The sequence below is a fragment of the Arthrobacter pullicola genome (assembly GCF_014836875.1).
GTDB lineage: Bacteria > Actinomycetota > Actinomycetes > Actinomycetales > Micrococcaceae > Arthrobacter_B > Arthrobacter_B pullicola.
Genome location: NZ_JACSQC010000001.1, coordinates 673,836 through 695,631 on the forward strand (window position 1 = coordinate 673,836; position 21,796 = coordinate 695,631).

At 65.8% G+C, this 21,796-nt stretch carries 19 protein-coding genes; 11 read left to right on the plus strand and 8 right to left on the minus strand.

Annotated features, from left to right (window positions below; translation table 11 throughout):
• The first annotated feature begins 22 nt into the window (after window positions 1-22).
• Entirely contained in the window at window positions 23-559 is a 537-nt protein-coding gene (locus H9638_RS03280) for a metallophosphoesterase family protein (protein ID WP_191745737.1), read from the plus strand.
• Window positions 560-605: 46 nt separating this feature from the next.
• Here the strand turns inward: H9638_RS03280 and H9638_RS03285 are convergent, their stop codons facing one another.
• The gene (locus H9638_RS03285) at window positions 606-1,835 is read right to left on the minus strand and encodes a glycerophosphodiester phosphodiesterase family protein (RefSeq protein ID WP_191745738.1); all 1,230 of its coding nucleotides are present in this window, start codon (window positions 1,833-1,835) and stop codon (window positions 606-608) included.
• A gap of 232 nt (window positions 1,836-2,067) precedes the next feature.
• Between H9638_RS03285 and H9638_RS03290 the strand changes: the two genes are divergently transcribed.
• Complete coding sequence (locus H9638_RS03290) at window positions 2,068-3,696, plus strand: TIGR03767 family metallophosphoesterase (RefSeq protein ID WP_191745739.1); 1,629 nt, start codon at window positions 2,068-2,070, stop codon at window positions 3,694-3,696.
• A gap of 1 nt (window position 3,697) precedes the next feature.
• Here H9638_RS03290 and H9638_RS03295 read toward each other — a convergent pair whose 3' ends face one another.
• Window positions 3,698-4,693 (minus strand): LacI family DNA-binding transcriptional regulator, encoded by a 996-nt coding sequence (locus tag H9638_RS03295; RefSeq protein ID WP_191745740.1) that lies wholly within the window; start codon window positions 4,691-4,693, stop codon window positions 3,698-3,700.
• A 182-nt stretch (window positions 4,694-4,875) separates the two neighbouring features.
• Here H9638_RS03295 and H9638_RS03300 point away from each other — a divergent pair, with 182 nt between their 5' ends.
• The 8 genes from H9638_RS03300 (at window position 4,876) to H9638_RS03335 (ending at window position 13,402) form a co-directional block, all read left to right on the plus strand.
• On the plus strand, window positions 4,876-5,985 hold the full coding sequence (locus H9638_RS03300) for an ABC transporter ATP-binding protein (RefSeq protein WP_191745741.1): 1,110 nt from the start codon (window positions 4,876-4,878) through the stop codon (window positions 5,983-5,985).
• A gap of 70 nt (window positions 5,986-6,055) precedes the next feature.
• Window positions 6,056-7,390: an ABC transporter substrate-binding protein gene (locus H9638_RS03305; protein WP_225216890.1), complete on the plus strand. Its 1,335-nt coding sequence runs from the start codon at window positions 6,056-6,058 to the stop codon at window positions 7,388-7,390.
• Between the two features lie 3 nt (window positions 7,391-7,393).
• Window positions 7,394-8,317: a carbohydrate ABC transporter permease gene (locus tag H9638_RS03310; protein ID WP_191745742.1), complete on the plus strand. Its 924-nt coding sequence runs from the start codon at window positions 7,394-7,396 to the stop codon at window positions 8,315-8,317.
• Entirely contained in the window at window positions 8,314-9,231 is a 918-nt protein-coding gene (locus H9638_RS03315; RefSeq protein WP_318241764.1) for a carbohydrate ABC transporter permease, read from the plus strand. Before H9638_RS03310 ends, H9638_RS03315 begins: the two co-directional genes overlap by 4 nt.
• Window positions 9,228-10,091, plus strand: coding sequence for an HAD-IIA family hydrolase (locus H9638_RS03320; protein WP_191745743.1), 864 nt, complete (start codon window positions 9,228-9,230; stop codon window positions 10,089-10,091). The genes H9638_RS03315 and H9638_RS03320 overlap by 4 nt, the downstream gene beginning before the upstream one ends.
• Window positions 10,070-10,873 (plus strand): MgtC/SapB family protein, encoded by an 804-nt coding sequence (locus H9638_RS03325; protein WP_225216891.1) that lies wholly within the window; start codon window positions 10,070-10,072, stop codon window positions 10,871-10,873. Before H9638_RS03320 ends, H9638_RS03325 begins: the two co-directional genes overlap by 22 nt.
• Window positions 10,874-11,153: 280 nt before the next feature.
• Window positions 11,154-12,404: a CaiB/BaiF CoA transferase family protein gene (locus H9638_RS03330; RefSeq protein ID WP_191745744.1), complete on the plus strand. Its 1,251-nt coding sequence runs from the start codon at window positions 11,154-11,156 to the stop codon at window positions 12,402-12,404.
• Window positions 12,401-13,402, plus strand: coding sequence for a beta/alpha barrel domain-containing protein (locus tag H9638_RS03335; RefSeq protein ID WP_191745745.1), 1,002 nt, complete (start codon window positions 12,401-12,403; stop codon window positions 13,400-13,402). The genes H9638_RS03330 and H9638_RS03335 overlap by 4 nt, the downstream gene beginning before the upstream one ends.
• Window positions 13,403-13,429: 27 nt before the next feature.
• On the opposite strand, the gene H9638_RS03340 is transcribed toward H9638_RS03335, so the two are convergent.
• The 5 genes from H9638_RS03340 to H9638_RS03360 all read right to left on the minus strand — a co-directional run bounded on the left by H9638_RS03340 (window position 13,430) and on the right by H9638_RS03360 (window position 18,734).
• The gene (locus H9638_RS03340) at window positions 13,430-14,221 is read right to left on the minus strand and encodes an IclR family transcriptional regulator (protein ID WP_191745746.1); all 792 of its coding nucleotides are present in this window, start codon (window positions 14,219-14,221) and stop codon (window positions 13,430-13,432) included.
• Between the two features lie 76 nt (window positions 14,222-14,297).
• Window positions 14,298-15,635 (minus strand): allantoinase AllB, encoded by a 1,338-nt coding sequence (allB, locus tag H9638_RS03345; RefSeq protein WP_191745747.1) that lies wholly within the window; start codon window positions 15,633-15,635, stop codon window positions 14,298-14,300.
• Complete coding sequence (locus tag H9638_RS03350) at window positions 15,632-16,501, minus strand: hydroxypyruvate isomerase family protein (RefSeq protein WP_191745748.1); 870 nt, start codon at window positions 16,499-16,501, stop codon at window positions 15,632-15,634. The genes allB and H9638_RS03350 overlap by 4 nt, the downstream gene beginning before the upstream one ends.
• A gap of 41 nt (window positions 16,502-16,542) precedes the next feature.
• Window positions 16,543-17,367, minus strand: coding sequence for a bifunctional allantoicase/(S)-ureidoglycine aminohydrolase (locus tag H9638_RS03355; protein WP_191745749.1), 825 nt, complete (start codon window positions 17,365-17,367; stop codon window positions 16,543-16,545).
• The gene (locus H9638_RS03360) at window positions 17,355-18,734 is read right to left on the minus strand and encodes a DUF6986 family protein (RefSeq protein ID WP_191745750.1); all 1,380 of its coding nucleotides are present in this window, start codon (window positions 18,732-18,734) and stop codon (window positions 17,355-17,357) included. Before H9638_RS03360 ends, H9638_RS03355 begins: the two co-directional genes overlap by 13 nt.
• 308 nt (window positions 18,735-19,042) lie before the next feature.
• Here H9638_RS03360 and H9638_RS03365 point away from each other — a divergent pair, with 308 nt between their 5' ends.
• A complete protein-coding gene (locus H9638_RS03365) occupies window positions 19,043-19,804 on the plus strand; it encodes an IclR family transcriptional regulator (protein WP_191745751.1) in 762 nt (253 codons plus the stop codon).
• 90 nt (window positions 19,805-19,894) lie between these two features.
• On the opposite strand, the gene aceE is transcribed toward H9638_RS03365, so the two are convergent.
• On the minus strand, window positions 19,895-21,796 hold a 1,902-nt coding region (gene aceE, locus H9638_RS03370; RefSeq protein WP_191745752.1), incomplete at its 5' end, for a pyruvate dehydrogenase (acetyl-transferring), homodimeric type.

The following is a 21,796-nucleotide window of genomic DNA, read 5'->3' on the forward strand; positions in this document are numbered from 1 at the left end:
CACCGGAAATGAAAGGACCCCGATGACGACGCGTTTGGTGCTGCTGGCCGACACCCATCTGCCGCTGCGGGCCAAGGCACTTCCACAGGAGGTATGGGACGCAGTCGAGGCCGCGGACCTGGTGGTCCATGCCGGCGACTGGGTCAGCGAAGACCTCCTCAACGAACTGCAGGAGCGTTCCAAATCGCTGCTGGCCTGCTGGGGCAACAACGACGGGCCGGGGCTGCGGGCGAGGCTGCCGGAGATCGCCCACGCCGTGGTCGGGGACGTGAGGCTCGCCGTCGTGCATGAAACCGGCACCGCCAAAGGCCGGGAAACCCGGATGGAACAGGCCTTTCCGGAAACTGATCTGCTGATCTTTGGCCACAGCCATATCCCCTGGGACAGTACTGCCCCCGGCGGGCTGCGGCTGCTGAACCCGGGCTCGCCCAGGGACCGGCGCCGCCAGCCGTTTTGCACGTACATGACCGCGGAGATCTCGGGGCGAACCGTCGACGTCGAGCTGAAGCGGCTTCCGCTGCGGAGCACTCCCGGCGCGCGCCCCGGATCCTCACACTAACGGAGCGCCCGGCACGTATGCCGGGGCGCTCCGTTGCCCGCCGGCCTCAGTAGGCGTAGAGATCCACGAAAGTCCCGCCGGGCGTGAAGATGGCCAGGCTGTCGCCGGTGTTGTTCAGGACGGCAGTCGTGCGGTTGTTGTAATACCGCTCCGCTGTGTTGGTGCCCGGGCCGGTATACACCCGCAGCTCGCCGCCCGGGTTCAGTACATAGCCGCTGCCGACCGTGAGGCGGTTAATGACGGCGTCCTGAAGCACATAGCCGCTCACGTCCACCGGAACGGACCCGGTATTGGTCAGCAGTACGTACTCACCGTTCTGCGGCTGGACGTCGTTGCCCGGGGGATCGGCGACCACCGTGGAAACCTCGACGCCGTTGGCATCGGGCAGCGGATTCCGGCCGGTCTGGAGGGCGGAAAGTACGCCGGGGAAGTCCGTGATGATCGAATCGACTCCCAGCGCCGTCATCTGCTGCATGGCATCCACACTGTTCACGGTGTAGACATCAAGTGTCAGGCCCGCTGCCTGCACCCGGGCGACGTCGGCCGGGTCCAGCGTGCGGTAGTTGGTGACCAATCCGTCGGCCCACCCGGCCAGGGCAGCCAGCCCGGCGTCGTCGGGAACAGCACCGATCAGCAGGACGGGGATCTGAGGCATCAGGTCATGGAAGGTCCGTAGTGAGGCCTCATCGAAGGAACTGACAACTATCTGGTCCCGGGCGATCAGCCGCTGCCAGTACCGCTTTTCACCCAGCGCCTCAGCCAGCTTCGCCTCGACGCCCGGCGAGTTCTCCGGGGACTTGAGTTCGATGTTGATTCCGGTCCGCGGGTTGGTCACCAGCGCGGCATCCCGGAGATCCGGAATCGGCTCACCCGCAAAACTGCCGCCGAAGTAGGCACCGGCATCAAGCTGGCTGAGTTCCGCCGCGGAGAAGGACGTAATCGGATCACCGGCGCGTTCGGGGAAGACCTCCGCCACGTTGCTGGTGCGGGTGCCGGTGGCGTCGTGGAAGAGGAAGATCTCTCCGTCGCTGCTCAGCTGCACGTCCACCTCGAACAGATCCGCTCCATGGTTCCGGGCCTGTTCGAATCCCGCAACGGTGTTTTCCGGGGAGAGACCGGCGCTTCCGCGGTGGCCGACGATGGCAGGCCGGTCCTGCTTGCCGGGAGGCCCGGCCTTCTCCGCCCCGAAGGCGGGAACCGCGGCTCCCAAGGCGAGAGCGGCGGTTAGACACACGGCAGCTGAAAAACCCGTGGCTGGTTTCCTGATGTTCCTCATTGGTGCTCCTTTGCTCGGTGATGCGGCACTGCACACCCCCGCCCTTGTAAAAGCCCTTGATCCACCAAAGTCTGAATCGTTTTAGTTACGCGGTCAAGACCACCGTCCGGTGTTGTCGTTGCCTGCCTTAATCGTTTTAGGTACGCTCGGCTCAGCTTGTGGCGGTTTGCCGTCACCCGTGAGCTGCGCCGGCGAGGATGCCGGGCGGCCGGACCAGAAGGAGACCAGAATCGTGCATGAGCCCGCTGCCCCCACGACCGTGCAACAAACGATCCGCAGGGGCGAAGCCGTACGCCAGGGCTCTGAACAGCCGTACTACGTCCTCGAAGCCGGACCGGGAGAAGCGCATCAGACCCGGGCCGAGCTGGTTGCGGATATACCGGCCCACGCAGCATCCCGCCATGGCCAGCGCCGGAGCATTGCCTACCTGGCCCACCTCACTGACATCCAGCTCACCGACGTTCAGTCCCCGGCCCGGCTGGAAGCCATGCACCAGCTGGGACGCCGCCCGGACACAGCGCTGCTGCTGCCTATGATGCGCCCGCAGGAGCTGCTGGCCGCGCACGCCACGGACGCGCTGGTCCGTGCGCTCAACAAGGTGGCGAAGAGCCCGGACACCGGCGCCCCGCTCCAGCTGGCGATCACCACCGGTGACAATGTGGACAACATGCAGTGGAACGAGGTGCAGTCCTTCCTCCGCCTGCTTGACGGCGGCGAGGTCTGCATGGACTCGGGCGGACCTGACTTTGAAGGAGTCCAGGACGGCCGGTTCCCCTGGGCCTGGGCACCGGAGGACCCGGAGAACCTGTGGGGCCGCGCGCACGGCTTTCCGCACGTGCCCGGCCTGCTGAAGGCGGGGCTGGAACCGTTCACGGCGCCCGGCCTGAATGTCCCCTGGCTCACCTGCTACGGCAACCACGACGGCCTGGTGCAGGGGCGGGCACCGCTGACTCCCCAGCTCGGTGCCGTGATGACCGGGCACCGCAAAGTGCATGCCCTTCCCCCGGGCCCGGTGGCGGACTTCACGGAACACCCGCTGCAGACCCTGTCCGGCCCCTCGCACCAGGTCACCCCGGACGAGGAACGCAGGCCGGTCACCCGCGAAGAGTTCATCGAGGCGCATTTCCAGCCCTCGGCCCGCCCCTCCGGGCACGGTCTGGCGGAGCGGAACCTGCTGGACGGAACGGCCTACTACGCCTACGACGGACTGCCGGGAATCCGCGTGATCGTCCTTGACACCACTAACCCCGCCGGCATCTTTGAGGGCAGCATCGACCGCCGCCAGCTGGCCTGGCTGGAGAAGAGCCTTGCCGAGGTGCACGTGCGCTTCACCGACGCCGACGGGCGGGAGGCAGCGGGCGGGGGCGACGAGCGGCTGGTCATTGTTACGTCCCACCACCCCCGCACCAGCATGACGAATGACCGCGCCGTTCCGGCAGGCACCGCGGACGCCGGAGAGCGGGCGCTTGGCGAGGAGGTGGCTGCCTTGCTGCATCGGTTCCCAAACGTGATCGCCTGGGTGAGCGGGCACATCCACCGCAACTCCATCCGCCCGCTGGCCTCCCGCAGCGGAGGGTTCTGGGAGATCAGCACCTCTTCGGTCATGGACTGGCCCTGCCAGGTCCGTCTGCTGGAGATTGTGGACAACAATGACGGCACGCTGTCGATTCTCTCTACGGCGCTGGACCACGAGGCCCCGGTCCGGCCGGACGGTACAGCCGGCACCCAGGATCTGGCTGCGTGGCACCGGGAACTGGCGGCGAACGATCCCATGGGGGTGGGCGGCTTCAACGCGCACGGAGAGCCTGCGGACCGGAACGTGGAACTGCTGCTGCCGGATCCCCGGGTCGGCCGCCGCTGAGCTATTGGGGTGCGGGTCCGGTGGAGCTCCGGCGGATGAGTTCCACCGGTTCCACATGGTCGGTCACCAGATCCGTGTCCGCGAGCCGGGCAAAAATGGCGCGGCCAATGGCCAGCCGGTCGAGCCGGATGGTGGTCAGTCCGGGGGCCAGCAGCTCGGAGGTCGGCAGGTCATCGTGCCCGACGACGGACAGTTCCTCCCCGACTGCAATCCCCGCGTCCCGGGCGGCCCGGTAAACGGCATGGGCGGTGAAGTCGGAATTGGTTACCACAGCAGTGGGCCTGGAGGCCTTGGACAGCCGCCCGGACACCGCGGAATAAACGTGCTCAAGGCTGAGCCGGGTATGGATCGGGTCCGGTTCGATGCCCAGATCCGCGCAGGACTGCTCAAACGCCACCAGCCGGTCATTGTCCGCCATCAGCCCCGTGGGCGCGGTCAGGAAACTGATCCTGCGGTGTCCCAGTTCAGCGAGGTGGTCGACGGCCAGGCGGACGGCCGCCCTGTTGTCCGGGGAAACGCAGGTGACCGGCAGATCCGGGGGCCGGACGGCATTGATCACCACGGTGGCACGGCCCGGTGCGCCGCTGAGCCACTGGCTTACGGCTTCGCCCGGCCCCACGGGAGCAATGGCCAGGCCCCGCACCCGCTGTCCGAGCAGCAGATCGACGTGTTCGCGTTCGCGCTCCGGAGAGTATTCCGAGTCCACCGCCAGGATGGTGGCGCCCTGCTCGGTTGCGGCGTCCTGCGCCCCCCGCAGGACATCGAGAAAGAAGGGGTTCGCCATGTTCCGGATCATCAGGCCGTAGGCGTTGGCGGTTCCCGTGCGCAGCGCGCGGGCGAAGGGATCGGCCCGGTATCCCAGGCGGTCCGCCGCCTCGAGGATCCGTTTCCGGGTCGCTGCGGAGACTCCCGCACGGTCATTGAGCGCGAAGCTCGCCAGGGTTGCCGAGACGCCGGCCTCCCGGGCGACGTCACGGATGCTTGGACGGCCTTTCATGCGATTCCCCTCGCTGCCTGCAGTGTCTGCGCGGCCCCTTCAAATGCAGGGCCGTCCGCCGGCTGGAACCTCCCGGCCGTCTCAGTCTAGAACTAACTGTTGACAAACCTTAAACGATTTAGTTAGCTTTCCCCAACTACCAAATGTGAGCTAGATCCTGTCTACGACGGAGTGGGGGATAAATGTCCGATGTTGAGCTCCGCGGCGTGGAGAAGACATTCACGGACGGAAAAGGCGGCACCACCCGCGTATTGCACGGGGTGGACATCGTTGCACCGTCCGGTCAGTTCGTGGTCCTGCTCGGACCGTCCGGATGTGGAAAGTCGACTTCGCTTCGCATCATCGCCGGCCTTGAGCAGGCAACCGCAGGCGAGGTGCTGATCGATGGCCGCAGGGTCAACGACGTTCCGGCTGCCAAACGGCACATCGCCATGGTCTTCCAGAACTACGCGCTGTACCCGCACCTCTCGGTGCTGGAGAACATTGTCTTTGGCCTCCGGGTGCGCAAGGTACCCAAGGCAGAACGGGAAAAGCGGGCCACAGAGGCTGCGGAGAAGGTCGGCCTGGTGCCGTACCTGGACCGCCGGCCCAGCCAGCTGTCCGGCGGCCAGCGCCAGCGTGCAGCGCTGGCCCGCGCCCTGGTCAGTGACGCCAAGGTTGTCCTCATGGACGAGCCGCTCTCCAACCTGGATGCCAAGCTGCGCCAGCAGATGCGGATCGAACTCCGCAGCCTGCAAAAGGAGCTCGGACTGACCGTGCTCTATGTGACGCACGACCAGGTGGAGGCCATGACCATGGCAGACCACGTGGTGACCATGCGGGACGGTCATGTTGCCCAGGCCGCCTCGCCGGAAGAGCTGTACGTGAATCCCGTCGATGCCGACGTCGCCGCCTTCATCGGTTCTCCGCCCATGAACCTGCTGCCGGTGACACGGGGTACCGGAGGGCAGATCCTTCTACCCGGCGGCGGCGCCCCCTGGCAGACTGCCCTGCAGGCAGGCCCGGGACGGGACCTGCTGCTTGGCATCCGTCCGGAAAACCTGGCCATCACGCACGAGTCCGGGGACGCGACAATCCCCGGGACGGTCAAGGCCACGGAAATGCTGGGCGCGGAAACCCTGCTCACTGTGGACCTGGCCGGAGGGCATTCACTGATCGCCAGGCTGCCCGGCATTGTCCGTGCCGGCGAGGGCGAACAGGTGCTGCTGAAAACCGATCCGGAGAGCCTGCGGTTCTTCGACGCCGAATCACGCCAGCGGATAGTGGCAGTCCCGCAGCCTGCCTCCGCCTGAGCCCTTCGGCCGCCGGCGGTCCGCCGGCCACACCCATCCTTTTCGTCTAATCGAGCAGAGAGGCCCGATTATGTCCACCCACCCTGAGATGCCCCGTCCCACCCGCCGCGCCTTCACCTCCGCGGCCAAAGCACTGTCCGTGCTGGCAGCCGGCTCGCTGATGCTCACCGCCTGCGGCGGCGGCAGCGGCAGCACCAATGCCGACGGCGACGTTGCCATCACCATGTACTACCCGGTTGCCGTTGGCGGTCCGCTGACCGCAGTCGTGGACGGCCTCATCGGTGAATGCGAAGACGCCAACCCCGGCATCGCTGTGGAAGCCGTTTATGCCGGCAGCTACGCCGACACCATGACCAAGGCACAGACGGCCGCCCGTTCCGGAGACGGTCCGGACCTGGCGGTGCTGCTCACAACGGAGCTCTTCACCCTGCAGGACCAGAACCTCATCGTTCCGCTCAACGACATCTCGGATGACCTCGGCTGGGCCGAAGACCGGTTCTATGAACCCTTCCTCACGAGCGGCAAGGATTCTGAGGGCACCCTCTGGAGCATCCCGTTCCAGCGCTCGACGATTGTCCAGTACCACAACAAGGACCTCTTCGCGCAGGCTGGCCTGGACCCGGAGGCCCCGCCGGCCACCTGGGAGGAACTCTCCGCCGCGGCCAAGGCCATCAAGGACTCCGGCGCAGCGGAGTACGGCATCGAAATCCCCTCCACCCAGTTCGGTTACTGGATGTTCCAGGCGCTGGCGGTGCAGGCGGGCACCGAAATCACGGATGGTTCCGGCACCCAGACCCGCTTCGACGACCCCGCCGCCATCGAGGCAATGGAGTACTGGAAGCAGCTCGCGGACGAAGGGCTGATGCCATCGGGAACCACCGAATGGGCGTCCACCCCGGAGGACTTCCTGCAGGGACGCACCGCCATGATGTGGACGACGACGGGTAACCTCACCAACGTGCGCACCAACGCCGGCTTCGAGTTCGGCGTCAGCCAGCTCCCGGCACACGCACAGCCGGGCTCGCCCACCGGCGGCGGCAACCTGTACGTCTTCGAACAGGCTGATGATGCCCAGCGTGAAGCCGCCCTCACGATCGCGGACTGCCTGACCCAGCCCGAGCGCACTTCCAAGTGGAGCATCGAAACCGGGTACGTCGCCACCGGAGCCGAAGCCTGGGAGACCCCGGAGATGAAGGAGTACACCGCCGAGTTCCCGCAGGCCGAGGTAGCCCGCGAACAGCTGGACAACGCAGTGATCGAGCTCTCCACCCATGAGAACGGCCGGGTCGTGCAGATGGTCAATGACGCCATCGCCTCCGTGCTGACCGGACAGCAGGAACCGGAAGCCGGAATGCGCGGGCTGCAGAAGCAGATTGACGGCGTACTGGAAACCTACCGGGACTAACCAATGACCCAGGTCCTGGAAGAGGCCGCGAAAGAGGCCGACGGCGCCCCCCGCCGTCGGCCCCGGGCCCGTAAGCCGCTGGGGGACCAGGCCTTTGCCTGGGCAATGCTGGCACCGGCATTCATTGTGCTCGTGGCATTCACCCACTATCCGATCATCCGGGCCGTCCTGCGCAGTTTCGAAGACCGGCGCGGAGACATCAGCCTCGCTAACTACGAGCGGCTGATTGCCGACGACGTGTTCTGGCAGGTGGTCAAGAACAACCTGCTTTTCGCCCTGGGCGTGGTGCCCACCAGTATGGCGCTCGCCATCCTCATGGCGGTCTGGGTGAACGGCAAGCTCAAGGGCAAGGGATTTGTCCGGCTGGCCTACTTCACGCCCACCATCCTGCCGATGGTGGCGGTGGCCAGCATCTGGCTGTTCTTCTACTCACCCGGGCTCGGTCCGGTCACCAAGCTGGCCGAATTCTTCGGACTTCCGGCGGAGAACTGGCTGGGCAACCCGGACACCGTGATGTGGGCTCTGATCGTGATGATGATCTGGAAGCAGGCCGGGTTCTTCATGATCTTCTACCTGGCCGGGCTGCAGAACATGGCGCCGGAGCTGGAAGAGGCGTCAAGCCTTGAGGGTGCCTCGCGCTGGTACCACTTCCGCCGGGTCACGTTCCCGCTGCTGATGCCGACCACGCTGTTCGTGTTCGTCGTCGCGGTCACCGATGCCTTCAAGATCATCGACCACCTGTTCATCATGACCGGCGGCGGACCGAACAACTCCTCCAACCTCCTGCTCTACTACATCTACGACACGGCCTTCAGCTTCTTCGACATGCCGTACGCAGGGGCCCTGACTGTGGCGCTGGTGCTGATTCTCGGTGCCTTTGCCGTCCTGCAGTTCACCTTCCTCGGAAAGCGGGTGCATTACCAGTGAGCCATTCCACCGCCCCCGCGGCCGGGCACACCCTCCCGGCAGCCGGATCTGCGGCTCCAGCCGCCGGGCCTGCCGCCGCCCCGCCGGCGGCCCGCCGCCGTCGTCCCTTCTCGATGAGCCGCACGCTGGAAACCGGCGGCGCCTGGCTGCTGGGGGCCCTCTGGCTGCTGCCGCTGCTGTACGCGCTCTGGGCCTCGGTCCACACCCGGGACAGTGCCACGAGCTTTGACCTCACCGCACCCCTGACCTTTGAGAACTTCGCGACGGTCTGGAACGGTGCACCATTCGACCGCTACTACCTCAACACCATCCTGCTGGTCTGCGGCATCCTGGCCGGGCAGATCCTGCTCGGGGTGCTGGCTGCCTACGCTTTTGCCCGCTTCGAGTTCCGGGGCAAGAACGTCGCCTTCGCACTGGTGCTGGTGCAGCTGATGATCACCCCGGACATCCTCATCTCGGAAAACTACTCCACAATGGCCCAGCTGGGCCTGGTGGACAGCATTACCGGCATCGGGCTCCCCTATATTGCCAGCGGCTTCGGCATCTTCCTGCTGCGGCAGACGTTCAAGGGCATCCCGATCGAGCTGGACGAGGCCGCGGAGATTGAAGGCTGCTCCCGCTGGGGCAGGCTCTGGAAGGTCTACGTTCCGCTGGCCAAGCCCACCCTGGTTGCCTGGGGCCTGGTGTCCGTCAGCACGCACTGGAACAACTTCCTGTGGCCGCTCATCATCACCAACAGTGTTGAGGCCCGGCCGCTGACCGTCGGCCTGATGGTCTACAACGGGACGGAATCCGGCATTGACTGGACCCTCCTTTCCGCCGCCACCATCCTGGTTGTGGCGCCGCTGCTGATCGCGTTCCTGATCTTCCAGCGGCAGTTCGTGCAGAGCTTTATGCGGGCGGGCATCCGGTGAGCAACGGAGCCGCCGCAGTTGACTTCCAGGTTCCGGCGGAACCGGGGGCCGAAGGCGGCGGCTCCGGTCCGGTCCGCGGGGTGATTTTTGACCTGGACGGAACCATCTACCGCGGCGGGGAACCCATCCCCGGGGCGCGCGAAACCGTGGAATCCCTCCGGGGGGCCGGGATCCGGTGCGTCTTCGCCTCGAACAACCCCACGGCCACGGCCGCTGATTACGCCCGCCGCCTTACCGGGATGGGGATTCCCGTGGACGCATCGGAGGTGCTGACCAGCGGGGGTGTGGCCGCCCAGTGGCTGCTGCGCACCCATCCGGGCACGCCGGTCTTCGTGGTCGGGGAGGAATCGCTGATCCGGGAGCTGGAGAAAGCCGGCGTCCGGGTCACGGCGTCCGGGGACGCCGGCGTCGTGCTGGCAGCCTTTGACCGGACCTTCAGCTACGAGAAGTGGAACACCGCCTTCCAAGCGCTTCGCCGCGGTGCAGTCTTCGCGGCCACGAATCCTGATACGACCTGTCCGGTCGAGAACGGCGGCCTGATTCCGGACTGCGGTGGAATTACCGCTGCGCTGGAGGCAACTTCCGGAAGGCGGGTCGACACCGTGATTGGAAAGCCCTCCCGGATCATGGCCGATGCGGCGCTGGAGCGTTTGGGGCTCGGCGCCGGTGATGTCCTGCTGATCGGCGACCGGGTGGAAACCGACATCGCACTGGGCCGGGCAGCCGGCATCCGGACGGTGCTGGTGCTGACCGGCATCAGCGGTCCCGACGCAGCAGACGGCGGCGCTGCCACCGCCGTCCTGCCTTCGGTCCGCGAGCTGCCCGCTCTGCTCAGCTCATGGAATCAGCCTGCATCCTGACCGGGATTGGAAGCGACATGGAATTCTTCACGGATACATTCCTCACCGAAGTAGTGCTCGCCTCCTGTGCCTTCGGGCTGTCCTGCCTGATCGGACTGGAACGGCAGATTCGGCAAAAGAGTGCTGGTCTGCGCACCCACGCGCTCGTTGGTACCGGGTCGGCCATCTTCACCCTGGTTTCCGCCTTCGGTTTCTCCACCGTACTGGGCGACGACGTGACCCTTGATCCCTCCCGGATCGCGGCCCAGATCGTCTCCGGAATCGGCTTCCTGGGCGCCGGCGTGATCTTTGTGAACCGCGACGTCGTCCGCGGTCTGACCACGGCGGCGACGGTGTGGATGTCGGCCGCCATAGGGATGGCCTGCGGGGCCGGGATGGTGCCGCTGGCGGTTGTGGCCACACTGCTGCACTTCGTTGCCGTGGGTATTCTGGCGCCGCTCACCCGTCTGCTGCCCACGCCGGACGGCAAGCGGACCGTCCGGATCCGGTACCAGGACGGCAGGGGAGTGCTCCGGGACATCCTCGCCACCGCGACCGGGATGGGATTCGATTCCTCCATCTTGGATACGCGGCAGATCGGCGCCGATGATGACGAAGCCGCACAGGTGGCCGTAGAGATGCGCTTCCGCGGCAAACCGCCGCTGCGCGAGCTGCTGACCCAGCTCAGCGAGCTGCCCGGTGTCCGCAGGATTTCCCTGCGGGATGACATAGACGAAGACAGCGTCATCGAGGACGACGACGCCGCTGGGCCGCGGCGCCGGCTGCTGCGCACGCGGCGGTGATTTAGGGGGGGGCGGACTCCCCGGCGGCGTCTCCGGGTGCCGGCCTCTCCCGGATTCCCATAGATGACGCCTGGCGGGGAACCCGGAGGAAACGGGGCCCGTGGAAACCCCGGGCAAAACACACCCATTCCGCTGCGGAACGGAAACGTCAGCCAGGCTGCTTCGCAATCTTTACATTGTGGGTCTGATCCCATAATCTGAGTTTTGCGGCATGGCCCACGTCACACTTTCACGTCAAGGCACGCATCGCTTACGCAGCACCGCACTACTGAAGGAAATCATGACGAACACACCCATCGCCCCGCTGGCCGGCGTCCGGGTCCTTGAACTCGGCAACTACATCGCCGCCCCCACGGCGGGAAGGCTGCTCGCTGATTTCGGCGCGGAAGTCATCAAGGTGGAACGGCCAGGCACCGGCGATGAGCTGCGCAACTGGCGCCTGCACAAGGGCAGCACCTCCATGCTCTACCGCACCCTGAACCGCAACAAGAAGTCCGTGGTCCTTGATCTTCGAACAGAAGCAGGCAGGCAGGCGGTGCTGGCGCTCGCCGCAACGTCCGACATACTCCTGGAAAACTTCCGCCCGGGCACGCTGGAAAAATGGGGTCTCGGGCCGGAGGTTCTCAACGAAGCAAACCCGGACCTGGTTGTGACGCGCATTTCTGCCTTCGGACAGACCGGGCCGCTGTCAGTGCGGCCCGGTTTCGCCGCCGTCGCCGAGGCCTTCGGTGGCTTCCGCAATCTGGTGGGCGACCCGGACCGCGCACCGGTGCGGGTAGGCGTCTCCATCGGAGACTCGATCGCGGGCCTCTACGCCGCCTTCGGCTCAGTGATGAGCCTGTACCAGCGTGAAGTACGACGCCGGGACTCGGCGGGCGCTGCGCCCCTCGCCGAGCGCATCATCGACGTCGCGCTGAATGAGGCCATGTTCTCCATGATGGAATCGCTCATTCCCGACTACCAGGCCTACGGCGTGGACCGGGAGCGCGTGGGCGGCCGGATGGAAGGGATTGCGCCCTCCAACGCCTACCTGTGCAAAGACGGCGCCAGCATTGTGGTGGCCGGGAACGGTGACTCCATCTATCAGCGCTACATGCAGACCATCGGCCGCCCGGATCTCGGCGCAGCCCCTGAGCTGCAGACGAATGCCGGGCGCTGGGCCTGCCGGGAAGAACTGGACCAGGCCATTGGCGAGTGGTGCGGGCAGCTGGATGCCGCCGATGCCCTGGCCGCTCTGGACGCGGCAGGAGTTCCGGCCGGACCGATCTACACGGCCGCGGATATCAGCGCGGACAGCCAATACGCGGCTCGCAACATGATCCAGAGATTCGACGTGTCCACGGGTGAAGAGGTCCTTCCCGGGGTGGGTTTTCCGGGCATCGTCCCGGTCATCGGGGACAAGTCCCTGCCCATCCGGAACCTTGGCCCGGACCTCGGAGAAAACACCCGGGAAATCCTTGGCGGACTGCTTGGCATGGATGCCGCCCAGATAGATGCGGCTGCCGGCCGCGAGGAGGCAGTGCAGCCATGAACCCCAGCAAAAACAGCCTGACCACTACGCTGGGCAATACCATTCTGAGGGACGTAACCCTCCGGGACGGACTGCAGTTGACCGGCAAGATGCTCTCGACCGAGCGCAAAGTGGAAACCGTCCGGGAGCTGCTGCGCCTGGGCATCCACTCCATCGAACTAGGGTCGATGGCACGTGCGGACCTGGTTCCCACCATGGCCAACACGCTTGAAGTGGTGCGGGCACTCACCCCTGAGGAGCTGGAAAAGTGCTGGATCTGGGTGGCTACTCCGGGACACGTTGCCAAGGCATCGGCGGCAGGAGCGCGGAACTTCCAGTACTGCCTGTCAGCCTCGGATTCGCACAATAAAGCGAACATCGGCCGGACCACCGAGGAAAGCCTCGCGGCGCTGCCCGAGGCGGTTAAATACGCGGAGGCCGTCAACGGGAAGATCCAGCTCTGCATTGCCACATCCTTCACCTGCCCTTTCGAAGCAGCGGTGCCGCAGGAGCGGGTTCTTTCCATCGCTAACGACCCGCGGGCAGACGGGACCTCGGACATAGTTCTCTGCGACACCCTGGGGCAGGCGGTTCCCGCGCAGGTTGCCGCTTTGGTCACCCGGGTCCGGGACGAGTCTCCGGTACGGCGGATCGTGTACCACGGCCACGACACCTGGGGACTGGGGGTCGCCAACACCCTGGCAGCAATCCAGGCCGGTGCCGCCATGGTCGACGGCGCACTCGGCGGCCTCGGCGGGTGCCCGTTCGCCCCCGGTGCCAGCGGCAATACCTCCAGTGAAGACATCCTTTTCGCCACCCGGCCCAACTGGCTTACCCCCGAGGTCTTCGGCGGGCTGGTCGCCCTGTCCGGGAAACTGCTGGAAGAACTTAGCGAACCTAACCGCTCCAGGGCAGCGCAGGGAGCCCACTCCAACGCCGCCGCCTTCGAATGGGTAATCCGGGCCGGCAGCAAGGCAACCACCGCCATGGCACCCGATGGGCCGCTGCAGGCGAGCTAAGCCAGGCCGGGCGGTTTGCAGGGCTGCTTACGCTTCTCCGGGAAAGCGTCCGCCGATCAGGCGGGTCATGTGCTCAGCGGTGGTGAGAAGCGGTTCCACCCACTTTTCGCACGTCTCCTGGGGCATCCGCAGGGTAGGGCCACTCAGAGTCACTGCGCCCACAAGCCCTGCTGCAGAATCGAAAACAGGGGCGGAAAGCCCTGACGCGCCGTCTTCGCGCTCGCCCACCGTTATGGCGTAGCCGTCCGTCCGCGTCGTCTTAACGGCCGCGATCAGGTGCTCGGTGCTGGTGATTGTGGATTCCGTGATGGGCTCCAGGGGGTTGCGCAGAACGGAGTCCATGAGTTCCCGGTCCCAGGCCAGCAGCACGCGTCCGGCCGATCCTGCATGGAGCGGGAGGATCTTGCCCAGATGCATCTCACGTCGAAGCGTGTGGCGGGTTTCCGCCATGGCCACGCAAACCCGATAGTGCTGCTCTGCTTTAAAGAAGCAGGAGGTTTCGCCGGTCGTGTCCCGGAGTGTCTTTAGCAGTGGGCTAAGGACATCGATGACTTCCATGCCCCGAGTGGCTGGGGCAGCCCAGTAAGCCATCCGCATCCCGATCCGGTAGGCGTCGGCGTCCCGGTCCAGGAAGCCCTGGGACACCAGGTTGGCAACCAGGCGCTGGACCGTGGAGGTCGGCATTCCCGTATGTTCCCGGATGTCCGCCAGCGAGAGCACAGGCCTGGAAAGGGAGAAAGCATCCAAAATCGATGAGATTTTTCCCAGGACGAGCAGGTTGTTGCTGCTGGACTTCTCTGGGTCCTTGGAGGTGGGCATAGGACTCACGCTAGACTCTGCCTTCATGCCGGTCCAATCGCTGCTCCCCCTGGACCGGCATTCCGGACCCCGCCACTCAGCCGCGCCGCAGCAGCCTGCCGGTCGGCTCAACCCCAGCCACCTCAGCACCCCGCAGGAAGGTCCGCCGGACAGCGCCGGTCAGCTCCTTCCCCGCGTACGGAGTGATCGGGTTCTTGTGGTGCAGCTTGGCTGTTTCGACCACAAACGTTTCCTCCGGAGCGAACACGGAGAAGTCGGCATCCGCACCCATCTCCAGCCGGCCCTTTTGCGCCAGTCCGGCCAGTTCGGCAGGCCGGCGGGACATCCACTCCAGCACTGTTTCCAGGGGAATTCCCCGGCGGCGGGCCTCGGTCCAGATCAGGGACAGCCCCAGCTGCAGCGAGGAGACCCCGCCCCAGGCGACCCCGAAGTCACCGTGCTCCAGGTCCTTCAGGTCCAGGGTGCTGGGGGAGTGGTCCGAAACGATGAAGTCGATTGTCCCGTCCTGCAGCCCCTGCCACAGCAGTTCGCGGTTGGACGCCTCTCGGATGGGCGGGCAGCACTTGAACGCCGTCGCTCCGTCAGGGATTTCCTCGGCCAGCAGCGTCAGGTAGTGCGGGCAGGTCTCCACCGTCAGCCGGATTCCTTCCTGTTTGGCAGCGGAGATCAGCGGCAGTGCGTCGGCCGAGGAGAGGTGCAGGATGTGCGCCCGCCCCCGGGTCCGCCGGGCAGCATCAATAACCTGGGCAATCGCCTTGTTCTCCGCTGAACGCGGCCGCGACGCCAGGAAGCCGGCATATTCCGGACCCGTCGGCTCCGGCGCATCGGCGATCACCTGGGAATCCTCGGCATGGACGATCAGCAGCGAATCGAAGGACGCCAGCTCAGCCAGGTCCTTTTCCATCTCCTCCGGCTCCAGCTGAGGAAATTCATCCACTCCCGAATGCAGCAGGAAGCACTTGAAACCAAATACTCCGGCATCGTGGAGAGGGCGAAGGTTTCCGGTGTTGCCGGGAACCGCTCCACCCCAGAAACCGACGTCCACAAAGGCCTGGCCCGCGGCAGCTTCCTGCTTGACCTCGAGGGCCTCCACGGACACTGTCGGAGGGATCGAGTTCAGGGGCATGTCGATAATCGTCGTGACCCCTCCGGCCGCCGCTGCACGGGTGGCTGAAGCAAAACCCTCCCACTCAGTGCGGCCCGGCTCGTTGACATGCACATGGGAGTCCACCAGCCCCGGAATCAGGGCCTCGTCAGCGGCTAGTTCAACCACCCGATCCCCGGTCAGGCCGGTGCCCAGGGGCACGACGGCGGCAACAGTGCCGCCGCGGACCCCCACTTCCCAAGCTCCCGTTCCGGCACCGGCGTAAACCCGGTTCCCACGCAGAACCAGGTCGAAATCGGAATCAGTCATGCGATGTGCTCCTTCAAGTCGGCCCAGTCGGAGGCAGGCAGCTGCAGCCAGTTAAAGGCCTCCGCACTGGGACTTTGGTATTCGAGGCTGATGGGTCCGGTATAGCCCGCCGCCCGGGCAGCCAGAATCCAGCGGGCAATCGGCAGGCCGCCGGTTCCGGGCGAGCCGCGGCCAGGGGCATCGGCAATCTGGATGTGGCCAAAACCGCCGGCATGCCCTGCGATCAGCGCTGGGACATCCTCACCGTTGACCGCCAGATGGTAGAAGTCAGCAAGCAGGGCGATGTTCGGCATCCCGCCGCTGCGTACCCGGTCAATGACGGCAAAGCAGTCCGCAGCCGTCCGCAGCGGATAGCCCGGTACCCCGCTGAGCGGTTCAACCAGCACCGTTCCGCCCAGGTGGGCCACGGCGTCGGCGGCTACCATCAGGTTCTCTGCCGCTGTGGCATCCTGTTCGGCCTCGGAGATCCCCGTCTCGCGGATACCGTACAGCGCGTTGAATCCGGTACAGCCGGTCAGGCGCGCAATTCCGACGGCCGTGTCCAGGCTGGCACGGAACTCCTTGATGCGCGACGGCGAAGACACCACGCCGCGCTCGCCGGCAGCCATGTTCCCGGCATAAAAATTCAACCCGGTCAGCTGTACCCCGGCATCCGAGACGGCACGCAGGAACGCACCCACGGCCAGGTCATCCGGAACCGCCGAATCGAACGGCCACCAGAACTCCACCGCCCCAAAACCAGCGGCGGCCGCTGCAGCTGGCCGCTCCAGCAGGGGCAGATCAGTGAGCAGAATCGAGCAGTTTACGCTCCAGCCGGATCCCGCCGGAACTGCAGGGACGCCCGGGACACCAGGACAACCAGGCACGCCCGGAACGTCAGGCTGCGGGCTGCCCGAAGGCCGGCTGCTCACAGCAGGATCTGGCGGTTGACGTCCTTGTACAGCAGGTATCTGAAGTTGGACGGACCCCCGGCATAGCAGGCCTGCGGGCAGAAGGCACGCAGTGACATGTAGTCCCCCTCCTGGACCTCCACCCAGTCCGCGTTCAGGCGGTAGACCGCCTTGCCCTCAAGGACATACAGGCCGTGCTCCATCACATGCGTTTCGGCGAAAGGAATGGAGGCTCCCGGCTCGAACGTGACCACATTGATGTGCATGTCATAGGCCAGGTCATCCACGGGCAGCATCCGGGTGGTGCGCCATTTGTTGTCTGTGCCAACCATGCCAGCGGGCTCAATTTCACTTTCGTTCCCGACGACGACCTTTGGCAGGTGCCCGGCCAACGGTTCGTAGGCCTTGCGGATCCACTGGAAGCGGGCGGGCTCGGTGCCCTCGTTGGCAGTTTCCCAGACAATGGCCGGCGGCAGGTACGCGAAGCCGCCGGGAGAGAGTTCGTGCCGCTCGCCGTCGATCGTCACTGCCAGCGGGCCGCCGTCGAGCACAAACACGAAGGACTCCACCGTGGACTGCGGTTCCGGATTCCGGGATCCGCCGCCGGGAGCGACCTCCATCAGGTACTGCGCGAACGTTGTGGCTCCTCCTGCGACCGGCCGGTTCAGGATCCAGGCGCGGGTGCCGTTCCAGTCGGGAAGGACGCTCGTGACGATGTCCCGCAGCACACCGCGGGGGATCACCGTGTAGGCCTCGGTGACCACCGCGCGGTCGGACAGCAGGGCGGTCTGGGGCGGCAGCCCGGCTTCGGGAGAGTAGTACCTGGGGTTCACTGATTGCATCCGCTTCTGTTGGGGGCCTGGGGGTGGGCAAGCCGTGCCAGCTCGTCAGGAGAGACTCCGGCGGCATCCGCGACTTCGCTGGCAGTGAGAGCTCCACAGGTGAGCCCACGGTGGATGAACCGGGCCAGGGCCCGGGCGGTTGCGGGTTCGTCGAGGATGGTGCTCTCAAGTTTGTGCACGTAGTTCCTGAGGCGCAGGGCGGCAGCGCCGAATCCGCTGCGGTAAAAGTCGTAGGTGGCCAGGAACCGGGTGGGCAGCTGTGCAGGGTGGAGGTCCCAGCCCTGGTAGTAGCCGGCCGCCAGGGACCGGGCAACCAGCCGGGCGTGCAGCGCCCAGGCCCGGTTTACGTTTTCCGGTTCACCGATGGGGAGGATATTTGTGGAGCCGTCGGAAAGGCGCACGCCGGTGCCCGCCACGGCCACCAGCATCACTGCCTTGGCGTAGTCCGCCGCCGGGTGCTCCATGGACTGGTGCGCTGCGGCGATGCCCAGGGACGCACTGTAGTCATACGTGCCGTAGTGCAGGGCGCTGACCCGGCCGCTGCCGGCATGAAGCAGCTGAGCCACCGGAACGGTGCCGTCCGCGCCCAGGATCAGCTGCGGGGTTTCCATCTGGACCTCAAAGCGCAGGCGTCCGCCGGGCAGTCCGTGGGCTTCCTCCAGCCGGCTGCAGGCATAGGCCATGGCTTCGACCTGCGCCACAGTGCTGACCTTCGGCAGGGTCAGGACCAATCCGTCCGGCAGGCCCCGACCCGGCAGGCCCGGGCGCTGCGGCCCTGAAGCGTCCATCCCTGAAGTTTGCGGCCTGGAAGCCTGCGGGCTGGAACCGGCAGCGGGGCCGCTCAGCAGCGAGGAGAGGAACAGGTCCAGGGTCCGCAGCCCGCGGTCCCGTGTGGCTGCTTCGAGTGATTTGAACCGGATCCCGATGAAGGGAGGAGCGGTTCCGGCAGCGACAGCCCGGGCGACGTTCCAGCCCGCCGCGATGGCATGTGCGTCCTCTTCAGCATCCGGCCGGGCGCCGTAGCCGTCTTCAAAATCGAGCCGCAGGTCTTCAACCGGTTCTGCGGAGAGTTTCGCCGCCACCAGGGCGGCAAGAGCCGCCGGGTCCTCCAGGTTAAGGTGTTCGGCCAGCTGCTCCAGCCCGCCTTGAGCGGCTGCCGCAGCCAGCGCCTGCCGTCCCCACTCGGCACCCAGGTCCGGCGTAAAGGTGTCCGCCGGAACGTACACCGTGTGCACCGGCTGGCGGGTTCCATCGTCGCCGGGGTACCCGGCGGACAATAGATCATCCGTGGAACGCAGCAACTCCGCAATCCGGGTGTAGTCCCCGGCTTGGAGGGTTAACCCGGTCCCTGTCTCGGCCTGGTTCATGCGGCGGGTTCCTTCTGTTTGTCGATGGGGTCCAGGACTGCGCCGGTGTGCGTGGCGGCACCGGGAAAAAGGGACATACAGGTATGCTCAACCTTCATATCGTTTCCCTCCCCACCGCATCATATTCCGTATTATGGATATTATTGTTTGCGATGTGGAATGGCAAGAGATTATTCCAATTCTCCGATTCAGACTTAAAAGGCTGGCCATCGCTCCCGGGTGGCGCTACGGTGTGGGATACCGGAAGTTGGCTTCCGCGATGCGACATTCCATCTGCCACTGTCGAACTACTGCGGGAGGGCCAACTGATGGCCGAGCGAACTGCTGGAGGCGGCGTCCAATCCGTCGAGCGGGTTTTCGAACTGCTGGAACTCATTACCGACGCCGGGGGATCGGCAACGCTCAGTGAGCTGGCGGGAAGTGCCGAGCTGCCCCTTCCCACCATCCACCGGCTGCTGCGCACGCTGGTGGTACTGGGTTACGCCCGGCAACTGCCCAACCGCCGCTACGCCCTGGGGCCCCGGCTGATCCGGCTCGGCGAGGGAGCCAGCAAACAGCTGGGAGCCCTGGCCACGCCGGTTCTAAAGCAGCTGGTGGATGAACTCGGTGAGACTGCAAACATGGCGGTCCTGGATTCCGACCGGGTCCTCTATATCGCCCAGGCCCCGTCCAGGCACTCCATGCGCACTTTTACGGAAGTCGGGCGCCGGGCACACAGCCATGCCACCGGCGTCGGAAAGGCCATCCTGGCCCAGCTGCACGATGATCAGGTCCGGGGCATCGCCTCCCGCTCCGGGCTTCCTCCGGCTACTTCTGCGAGCCTGGGCACCATCGAGGAGCTCCTTGCGGATCTGGCCGCGATCCGAAGCCGCGGCTTCTCGATCGATGAAGAGGAACAGGAGCTGGGCGTCCGCTGCTTCGCCGTGGCTGTTCCCGGTGCGCCTACGCCCACGGCTGTCTCCGTGTCCGGCCCTATTTCCCGTGTGGACGACGCGTTCGGGCAGCGGGCTGTACCGCTGCTGCAGGCTGCGGCGCAGACCATTTCCGAGGATCTGGCGGCTGCCCGCTGAGATTTGCCGCTCACGGAGACTGGCAGCGCACCTACGGCAAAGGGCCGGACACCTCGCGGTGTCCGGCCCTTTGCCGTTAGTGCAGGTAACTTAGGCGTCGCCGCCTGCGTTGCCGCTGGTGCCTGCGTTGACGTTCAGCAGGTCGTACTTCTTCATGGCCAGGCGGGGTGCTTCGGCATCAACGTCGCCGCGGGCGGCGAGCATCTGCAGGGCACGGACCACCATGGAGTGGCTGTCGATCTTGAAGAACCGGCGGGCTGCGGCGCGGGTGTCGGCGAAACCGAAGTCATCGGCACCCAGGGTCGCGAACTCGTTCGGCACGAACTGCCGGATCTGGTCCGGAACGGCCTTCATGTAGTCGGTCGATGCCACGATCGGGCCTTCGGCACCGGCGAGCTGCTGCGTCACGAACGGCACGCGCGGCTCGGCATCCGGGTTCAGGAAGGCTTCTTCCTCGGCGGCGAGGCCGTCGCGGCGCAGTTCGTTCCAGGACGTCACTGACCAGACGTCTGCCGAAACTCCCCAGTCCTCAGCGAGCAGTTTCTGGGCTTCCAGCGCCCAGGGAACGGCCACACCGGAGGCGAGCAGCTGAGCCTTGGGGCCCTGGACGTCCGACGCCGAGACGCGGTAGATGCCCTTGATGACACCTTCCACGTCCAGGTTCTCGGGAGCCTTGGGCTGCAGGATCGGCTCGTTGTAAACCATGATGTTGTAGATCAGGTTCCGGTCCTCGGACCCCTCGCCATACATCTCTTCGAGGCCGTGGCGCATGATGTGCCCGATCTCGTAGCCGTAGGCCGGATCGTAGGTCTTCACCGCGGGGTTGGTGGAGGCCAGGATCGGGGAGTGGCCGTCGGCATGCTGCAGGCCTTCACCGGTCAGGGTGGTGCGGCCGGCGGTCGCGGAGATCAGGAAGCCGCGGGCCATCTGGTCAGCAGCTGCCCAGATGGCGTCGCCCGTGCGCTGGAAGCCGAACATCGAGTAGAACACGTAGACCGGAATCAGCGGTTCGCCGTGGGTGGCGTAGGAGGTGCCGGCAGCGGTGAACGCTGCGATGGAACCGGCTTCGTTGATGCCCACGTGCACGATCTGGCCCTGCGGGGACTCCTTGTAGGCCAGGACAAGGTCCCGGTCCACGGAAAGGTAATTCTGTCCCTTGGGGTTGTAGATCTTCGCTGTGGGGAAGAACGAATCCATGCCGAAGGTCCGGGCTTCATCCGGAATGATCGGCACAATCCGCTTGCCGAACTCCTTGTCCCGCATGAGGTCCTTGAGCAGCCGGACGAAGGCCATGGTGGTGGCCGCCATCTGCTTGCCGGAACCGCGGTTCGCAACCTCGTATGCGGAAGCATCCGGCAGTTTCACCGGGGCGTGCTTCTCGCGGCGCTCCGGAACGTTGCCGCCGAGCTCGCGGCGGCGCTCGAGCAGGTATTTGATCTCGGGGGAATCAGCACCGGGGTGGAAGTACGGGGGGGCGTACGGGTCGGCTTCGAGCTGCTCATCGCTGATCGGGATGCGCAGGTGGTCGCGGAAGGCCTTGAGGTCCGCCAGGGTCAGCTTCTTCATCTGGTGGGTCGCGTTCCGGCCCTCGAAGTGCGTGCCCAGGCCGTAGCCCTTGACCGTGTGCGCCAGGATGACCGTGGGCTTGCCCTTGAACTCGGTGGCAGCCTTGTACGCGGCGTAAACCTTGCGGTAATCATGCCCGCCGCGCTTGAGGTTCCAGATGTCCTGGTCGGAGAGGTCAGCGACCATGTCCTTGGTCTGCGGGGTCTTGCCGAAGAAGTGCTCGCGCACGAACCCGCCGGACTCGGCCTTGTACGTCTGGTAATCGCCGTCGAGGGTGGAGTTCATGATGTCCACCAGTGCGCCGTCGTTGTCCTTCTCCAGCAGGGAGTCCCACTCCCGGCCCCAGACCACCTTGATCACGTTCCAGCCGGCACCGCGGAAGAACGCTTCGAGTTCCTGCATGATCTTGCCGTTGCCGCGCACCGG